Annotated in this window: 10 protein-coding genes and 2 pseudogenes; 5 read left to right on the forward strand and 7 right to left on the reverse strand. The window is 45.3% G+C overall.

What is annotated here, in order from left to right:
• The coding region (locus tag ACJHVI_RS03785; RefSeq protein WP_483183291.1) for a transposase at positions 1-237 on the reverse strand (237 nt) is incomplete at its 3' end.
• Between the two features lie 338 nt (positions 238-575).
• Here ACJHVI_RS03785 and ACJHVI_RS03790 point away from each other — a divergent pair.
• The 4 genes and pseudogenes from ACJHVI_RS03790 to ACJHVI_RS03805 all read left to right on the forward strand — a co-directional run.
• On the forward strand, positions 576-1,253 hold the full coding sequence (locus tag ACJHVI_RS03790) for a substrate-binding periplasmic protein (protein WP_483183300.1): 678 nt from the start codon (positions 576-578) through the stop codon (positions 1,251-1,253).
• Between the two features lie 285 nt (positions 1,254-1,538).
• On the forward strand, positions 1,539-1,649 hold the full coding sequence (locus tag ACJHVI_RS03795; protein ID WP_483183292.1) for an IS630 transposase-related protein: 111 nt from the start codon (positions 1,539-1,541) through the stop codon (positions 1,647-1,649).
• Positions 1,621-1,908 (forward strand): IS630 transposase-related protein, encoded by a 288-nt coding sequence (locus ACJHVI_RS03800; RefSeq protein WP_483183293.1) that lies wholly within the window; start codon positions 1,621-1,623, stop codon positions 1,906-1,908. Before ACJHVI_RS03795 ends, ACJHVI_RS03800 begins: the two co-directional genes overlap by 29 nt.
• Before the next feature lie 92 nt (positions 1,909-2,000).
• Positions 2,001-2,429: pseudogene (locus tag ACJHVI_RS03805) on the forward strand (transposase); the annotation flags it as partial.
• A gap of 100 nt (positions 2,430-2,529) precedes the next feature.
• Here the strand turns inward: ACJHVI_RS03805 and bamD are convergent.
• From bamD to ACJHVI_RS03835, 6 genes are all read right to left on the reverse strand, one after another.
• Positions 2,530-3,114, reverse strand: a complete 585-nt coding sequence (gene bamD, locus ACJHVI_RS03810) for an outer membrane protein assembly factor BamD (protein ID WP_483183294.1) — start codon at positions 3,112-3,114, stop codon at positions 2,530-2,532.
• A gap of 9 nt (positions 3,115-3,123) precedes the next feature.
• The gene (gene pal, locus ACJHVI_RS03815) at positions 3,124-3,720 is read right to left on the reverse strand and encodes a peptidoglycan-associated lipoprotein Pal (protein WP_483183295.1); all 597 of its coding nucleotides are present in this window, start codon (positions 3,718-3,720) and stop codon (positions 3,124-3,126) included.
• A gap of 25 nt (positions 3,721-3,745) precedes the next feature.
• Positions 3,746-5,011, reverse strand: a complete 1,266-nt coding sequence (tolB, locus tag ACJHVI_RS03820) for a Tol-Pal system beta propeller repeat protein TolB (protein WP_483183296.1) — start codon at positions 5,009-5,011, stop codon at positions 3,746-3,748.
• A gap of 84 nt (positions 5,012-5,095) precedes the next feature.
• Entirely contained in the window at positions 5,096-6,133 is a 1,038-nt protein-coding gene (gene tolA, locus ACJHVI_RS03825; RefSeq protein ID WP_483183297.1) for a cell envelope integrity protein TolA, read from the reverse strand.
• Positions 6,120-6,578, reverse strand: a complete 459-nt coding sequence (locus tag ACJHVI_RS03830) for an ExbD/TolR family protein (RefSeq protein ID WP_483183298.1) — start codon at positions 6,576-6,578, stop codon at positions 6,120-6,122. Before ACJHVI_RS03830 ends, tolA begins: the two co-directional genes overlap by 14 nt.
• Before the next feature lie 2 nt (positions 6,579-6,580).
• A complete protein-coding gene (locus ACJHVI_RS03835) occupies positions 6,581-7,276 on the reverse strand; it encodes a MotA/TolQ/ExbB proton channel family protein (RefSeq protein ID WP_483183299.1) in 696 nt (231 codons plus the stop codon).
• A gap of 306 nt (positions 7,277-7,582) precedes the next feature.
• On the opposite strand from ACJHVI_RS03835, the pseudogene ACJHVI_RS03840 reads away from it, so the two are divergent.
• Positions 7,583-7,695, forward strand: a pseudogene (locus ACJHVI_RS03840) (IS982 family transposase); the annotation flags it as partial.

Here is a 7,695-nt window from a genome sequence, read left to right on the forward strand (position 1 = left end):
AAAGATTACGGCAAAGCGGTCAGCCTTGACCCATCTGCGGTAACGTTGGAACACGCTGTTCCACTTACCAAATTCTTTCGGCAAATCACGCCAGGGACTACCTGTACGAATAATCCACAACACTGCTTCGATAAACAATCGCTTGTCTTTTGCGCTTCTTCCGGCATCTGTGACTTTACCGGCGCAAAGCGGCTCTATCTTGGCCCATTGGGTATTACTTAGAATTAATCTATTCATATCAATAGCATGCCATTAAATTAACGTATGTCAACAGACTCTAATACAGCCCCTTAATCTTTTGAAGTTTTCTTATCCCGAACTTGGGTTTATGTTATATTGAAGCCTTCTCAAACAATATAGTCAAGGAATTCAAAAAGAGTCACAGTTTAAACGCATCTTGCCGTACTCTCTGCGCTACCTGTTAGCAGTATTACTGTGCCACTTTTTCATTTCTTTGACTATAAAGGCTTTAGACTAGAATTTTATTATTAATGGATGTTACTTATGTTTAGATTCTTCTCTTCTCTTCTCTTCTCTTCTCTTCTTCTGCTTATGCGGAAACCTATACCATATTAATATCTGAACCTAAATCTGAACCTTTCCATTTTATAGATAAAAATGGAAAAGTAGCTGGATTTGAAGTAGATCTTTTGACCGAAATTGCAAACCGATCTGATATTAAATGGAATATAAAAATATCTTTTAACTTTTTAGATTCAATGGAAAAAGTTCGAAAAGGAGAAGTTGATGCTTTTATAGATTCTGTTTCTATCACCGATGATCGCAAAAAAGTTTTTAACTTCACTGATGCTTATATAGATTCTCATCCTATATTTATTATTTCTAAAGATCCGAATATTAAAACTATAGCAGATTTAAAAGATAAAATAGTTGTAGTTAATCGTGGCACTACTCATGAAAAATTAATTCGTGAAATTAAAGGTGAAAATGATGAAAGTATCCTGTTAAGAAACTCCCCATTCCTTTCTTTACAAGCGGTTATTCAAGGAAAAGCAGAAGCAACATTGAGTGATGAATTGATACTATACACTTCATTTGTTCGCTATCAAAAATATGGATTAGTCGGCGTTGTTGATACGAATTACACGAAAGACCAATATGGTATTTTATTGAATAAAGGAAAACCCGAATTAAAAACAAAAATTGATGCATTACTTAATGCAATAAAAGCTGATGGAACATTAAAAACATTAACTAAAGAATACTTTAGAACAAATAAGGGGCTGATGTAGATTAGCTGTGAGAGCGTTCAGAAATCTGTGTCAGGCTAATTAAAGGCTCATCACCTCATCTAAGTAATCGGAGAAATGGATGGACAACTGTATCATGATTTGTCCCCAATTATAGTCTCTTCAGATTAAAATGAGATACCTTAAAACAACATATTAAAATATTTTCAATATGTTGGGAGTCTACATTGTCTCATTTTGAAGTTAAGGAACTATATAGTTAATTCAATCCGAACCCAAGCATGTGATAAAATCTTTCCCACCATCATTTGATAAGCTTTACCCACTATGGCATACCCAATCGAACTAAAACAAAAGGCTTTAGCCTACTTAGAGCAAATCGGCAACATCAGCAAAGTCTGTGTCGCCTATGGTATTTCTCGTAATACCATTATATGAATGGATTAAAAAACAGGAACAAGGAGACCTGTCCTGTAAAAGCGGCGGCAGCCGCGGGATAAAGCTGGATAGAGCGCAACTCAAAGCCTTTGTCGAGCAAAATCCGGACTTATATCTGCACGAGATAGCCCAACATTTCGGTTGTGCTAAAACGACCGTATTTTATGCCCTGCAATCGCTCAACATAAGCCGTAAAAAAAGACAAGCACCTACAAAAAGCAAAGCCGGGAAAAAGTTAAAGACTACCAAAACACCCTAAACAGGTTGCTATCAACTCAAGATAGCGAGCTTATTTATATTGATGAGACAGGCATTGATACTTGTCTGTATTGAACTCATGCAAGAAGCCTAAAAGGACAAAAGGTATTTGATAAAGTGAGTGGCAAACGTTATCAAAGAATATCGCTTGTGGCAGGGCAAATCGGCAACAAAGCTAAAAATCTGATTGCCCCTCTTATCTACAATAACACCATGATAAGCGAATTATTTGAAACCTGGTTTGAACAAATGCTCTTGCCTTGCTTAGATAAACACAGCGAGCAGACAGGGAAACCTTGCATCATCATTTTAGACAATGCAAAGTTTCATAGAATGAAAAGGCTGGAAGAACTTGCTAATCAGACTAAACACAATCACCTCATCTTAGCGCTACCGCCTTACTCCCCGGAGTTAAATCCTATTGAAAAGACTTGGGCTAGTATCAAACAATGGTTGAGAAGTCATTTGTCAGAGTTTGAGACGGTGGAGAATGGATTGTCGTGCTATTTTGGTTTGAATTGACTATACAATTCATCTCGGCAACATCAGATACGAAACCTGTTCCATAAAAAATAACTATATGGTTTTAAAGGGTTTTCATATCAATATAAATTTACATTATCTATTGAATTGCACTTACGCCTTGATTTTGCAAGATATCCGCATCTTTATCACGCCCGACTGCACGCAGTGCTTTAATCAATTTCTGTAAAGCTGGCGCTGATTTCTCACTGTATGGCATATTCCGCAAAAAAGTGCCCAAATAACGCACAGCTTGCTGATAATCTTGTTTGCTGTAATTGGCATCGCCAATCCAATATTGCGCCAATGCGGCTTGTTCGCCTTGTGCCCCACCGGCTAAAAAGGCTTCAAAACCGCGAATGGCGCCATCGATATCTCCTGCGCGGTATAATTGCAAGGCATTGTCATAGCTGCCGCTATTAGCTTCACTGACTACCGTTCCGGCAGACACTTGCTGATACAAACTGCTTGTGCCGCTGGCATCCACCGCAATCACGCCGGTAGGAATTCTTGCCTGCTTGGCTTCGGACAATTGCTGTTGCAAACCTGCATTTTCCGCGCGCAAATCCACGACTTGATTTTGTAATTGTTGAATTGTCGCCGTGCTTTGGTCTAATTTTTCTTGCAAACCAGAGGAACAAGCGCCTAAGAGCACACTTAGCGCAAGAATGGAAATCTTCTTCATCGCTTAACCTTAATACACAATCACCGCACGGCGGTTTTTCGCATAGCAGCTTTCATTAGAGCAGAAATCCACCGGACGCTCTTCGCCATAGCTCAATACGCGCAACTGGGCAGGATTCACACCTTGCTCGATAAAGACATTGCGCACCGAATAAGCGCGGCGCTCGCCTAAGCCCAAATTGTATTCGCGGCTGCCGCGTTCGTCGGTATGCCCTTCCAGTACCACGCGCGTTTGCGGATTTTCGCGCAGATAACGGGCATGTTCTTGGACCACCGCCACAGAACGCGAATCCAATTGCGAACTGTCATAAGAGAAATAAATCACGCGGTCTTTCGCACCTGCCTGAGGCCCACCAACCACATTCACGCCGTAAGTCGGGTCCTCATAGAAATCGCCGTAAGACGCTCTTTGGTTAGTTTGGACATTACCGTAAATCGTACTTTTGCCCGGTACGGTGTAGCCGTCCGCACCATATACCGTTCCCCCTGCCCCGTAAATTTCATTAGGGGGCGCATTGCCATAAGCATCCACGCCATAAGGCTTGGAACAACCGGCGATAATCAATGCCGCAGCAAAAAGCAAGGCAGAAGATCTATTTAGTTTCATGATTTCAGTCCCTTAAAAAGTCAAATTAACGTGAATGAGGTGCCCAAGCAGGATCACGCAAACGCCCGCTGGGATCGGAAAGGGTCTGTACGACCTCTCCCTTTAAATTAATTAATTTCAATACGCTGCGCCCACCTTCCATCGCAGTGTACATCAGCATTTCTCCATTAGGTGCAAAAGTCGAGCCTTCGTCCAAGCGGCCGCTGGTCAAAGCGCTAAAACGTCCGCTGCCTAATTCGTATAAACCGATTTGGTAGCCGCCGCCGCTTTGGCGGGTCAAAGCCAAATATTGACCGTCGGGAGACAATTCCGCATTACTGCTGTAATTGCTGCCGACGACTACACGCTCCGCGCCGCCGCCATTGCGTCCCATACGGTAAATTTGCGGACTGCCGGCACGGTCGGAAGTGAAATAAATACTGCCGCCGTCGGGCGAAAACGCCGGTTCGGTATCAATGCCGGCATGATTGGTCAAACGCGTTTGCGCGCCGCTACCCACATCGACAAGAAAAATATCCATATTGCCTTCGCCGGTCGATAAAGACACCGCCAATTGGCTGCCGTCGGGCGACCATGCCGGCGCGCTGCTGGTGCTATCGCTTTGCAAAACCACACGACGACCGCCACCTTCCGCGCTTTGAATCACAATTTGCGCTTGGTAATCGGCATAGGTCATATAAGCCAATTGACGACCGTCCGGCGACCATGTCGGCGAAAGAATCGGCTGATCGCTTGAGGCAATTTCTTGGCGGTTGCCGCCGTCAACATCCGAGACCACTAAAGCATAACGGCGCGAATTGCTGCGGTTTTGCTCCAATACATAGGCAATGCGGGTCGCAAATGCGCCGCGTTTGCCGGTCAAAACTTCCAAAATGCGGTCGGCAGTGGCATGCGCCAACATACGGTTACTTGCGCCGCGAATCTCTTCGTTCATGACCACCGATTGATCGCCCACTTGATTCATCACGAATTGCGCCTGCCCGGCATTGCCCAGCAAACGCCCCAGAACCACATATTGCGCGCCTAATTGCGCAAACTGCCCGTAATCAATCTCGCTCGGCGAATTGGGACGATTGCTAAAACGATCCGGCGCAATCGGCTGAAAATAGCCTGATTTGAACAAATCGCTGGCAATAATATAATCCATCTGCTCCTGATCTCCGGGCACAGGCACAATGGCAATCGGAATTGCCGCACGCCGTTGCGCCGCAGGAATATCAATGCTGACCTGTGCAAAGGAAAAACCGGCAGACAATACGATTGCCCCAGCCAAAAGGTTGCGTCTTTTCATAGATAATCCTCAATTAACAAAATTAATGAGCGCAGAAAATGTAAAGGGTAAAATTGTAGCAGTTTCTAGTACGCAAAGAAAAGCTTAGAAACGAAATTCCACCCCTTCCTCCACAATCATGTCAAGCAGGCGGCTGTCTTTGGGCATCGGCAAAGGCGATGCTTTTTTCACCGCATCCAAGACCGAAGCATCATATAAAGGATTACCGCTCTTCGCGCTGACGCGCGCTTCCAAGACTTTGCCATTACGGTCAAGGCTAATCACGACTTTCGCGCTCAAACCGTCCGGCACATTCAAAGGCATGACCCAACGCCCCCAGACTTTCGCCTGCACGGCTGCCGTAAAGGCGGAAAACGCCAAATCGCGCGCCTGCTGTGCCGCCGCCGAATTTGCCGCCCCCGACTGCGCCTGCGCATTTCCATCATAGCTAGATAATTCCAAAGCCGGTGCGCTAATCGCATCGAGCTTGGCTTTTTCTTCCGCCGCCTTGGCTTTTGCCTGCGCTTCTTTCGCCGCCTTAGCGGCTTTTTCCTGCTTTTCTTTGGCGATTTTTTCGGCTTTTTCTCTTGCCGCCTTTTCCGCCTTTTCTTTTGCCGCTTTTTCTTGTTTTTCCTTAGCGGCTTTCTCCGCTTTTTCTTTGGCGGCTTTTTCTGCCTTGGCTTGGGCTAATTTTTCTGCTTTTTCCGCCGCCGCTTTCTCTGCTTTTTCTCGTGCCGCCCGCTCTTTGGCGGCTTTTTCGGCAGCCGCTTTATCTGCTGCTGCCCGTTCCGCCGCCTTGCGTGCTTCTTCCGCTTTGCGTTTTTCTTCGGCGATACGGCGTTTCTCCGCTTCTTCGGCGCGGCGCTTCGCTTCTTGCTCGGCGCGAATCTTGGCTAAACGTTCTTCTTCAATTTCGCGTTTGCGGTTTTCGATATGCTCAAGGCGTGCCTGCAAATCCTGCGCGCTGACCATCTGCGCATCCACCGCCGTACCGCCGGCGGTCTTACTGTTATGATAAGAAAAATTCGGCAGCAGCAAATCTTTTTGATACCAAATGCCGGCAGCGGTCAAACCTACACTCAGCACCACACCGAACACGCCCGCCGCATTTTCCGCCAAAGCCCGTTTTTCACTCGCTCTCATTGCTCGGCTCTTGAGGCAATTGGCTGCTTAAATTTACTTGTCGCGCACCGGCGGCGCGCAAATAATCCACGCCTTTAATCACATGGGCATAATCCACCGCCGCATCGCCGCTCACATAGACATCTATTTCAGGATGTGCCTGCAAATAGTCGGCAGCTTGGCTTTGAATCTCCGCTTCGCTTATCGCCGTCGTCGGCTGAGCGCTGATATTGAGATAATAACTGCCGGCGGCATCGACGGTAAGCACCAATGGCAGGGTCAAATCTTCGCTTTGTCCCTGTTCTTCGCTGTTTTGCTCGGAAACCTCGGGCAGATTGATTTCCACCGAACGCTGCATCAGCGGCGCGGCAATCATAAAAATTACAAGCAGCACCAACATCACGTCGATGTAAGGCACAACGTTCATTTCTGCTTTCATGCGCTTGGCGCGAACACGGCGAGCCATGATTACCGCCGTTTCAAATGCGCGCGCAATTGCAGCTGCTGACGCTGCAAAATATTGCTGAACTCTTCGCGAAAGGCGTCATATTCCACGATTTTCTTCTCAGACAATGCCATATAAGCGTTATAGGATAAAACGGAAATAATCGCCGCCATCAAGCCGATTGCCGTGGCAATCAAGGCCTCGGCAATACCGGGGGCAACGCTGTTGATACTGCTTTGCTGCGCCGTTCCCAAAGCCATAAAGGAATTCATAATCCCATAGACGGTACCCAGCAAACCGATATAAGGCGCAGAAGAAGCGAAAGTAGCTAAGATACCTAAATATTTTTCCTGCTTCGCCGCTTCGCGAATAATTGTGGCTTCCATCGCGCGCTGACAGTTCTGCACGGCTTTATCAGACTCAATCAAATCCGATTCTAAAAACTGGCTAAACTCATAAAAACCATTCACAAAAACGCTTTCAATTCCTTCCGTGTCCTGCGTTTCATAATTGGCATAAATATTTTGCAAATTCGTGCCCGAATTCCAAAAAGTCTTCTCGAATTGCCGAGTTTTTCTATTCAGGCGTGAAAATAAGACCGCTTTTTTACAGGTAATAAAAATCGAGACAAGCATCATCAAGCACAAAATCAGCATAATGATTTTAACAAAAACACTAGCATCGCCAATTAAATGCATGATGGATAATTCATTTTGCAAGGGAAAACTCCTTCTCTAGTCTTGCGCGGCAGGCAGTGTAGCGCAAACCGCTCTCAGAAAAAATAGGCGCGGATTGCCGTTTGCTAAAGCCGCTTCGACAGCACAAAATTTAATGATTGATTTGATTATATATTTCAATTCTCAACAGGATTTATCGTTAAATACGGTCAATGTTTTATGCCGATATTGCGCAATACCTTGTTTTTAGTTAACCTGAGTTCGGGATAAGCAGCCCACTAAAAAATAAAGAGCAATTGTGATAATCTACTGTTTTGACAAAACAAACCATCACAAAAGCCCTTTAACATGGAACATCTTACAACACTTTTCTGCCAAGTAGATGATTTTTGTAAAACATTTGAAGCAGACTTTAACCGCACACTCATCAGCAAACCCAACAGCAGAAACCGAAAAGCCTC

The organism is Suttonella sp., assembly GCF_056855035.1.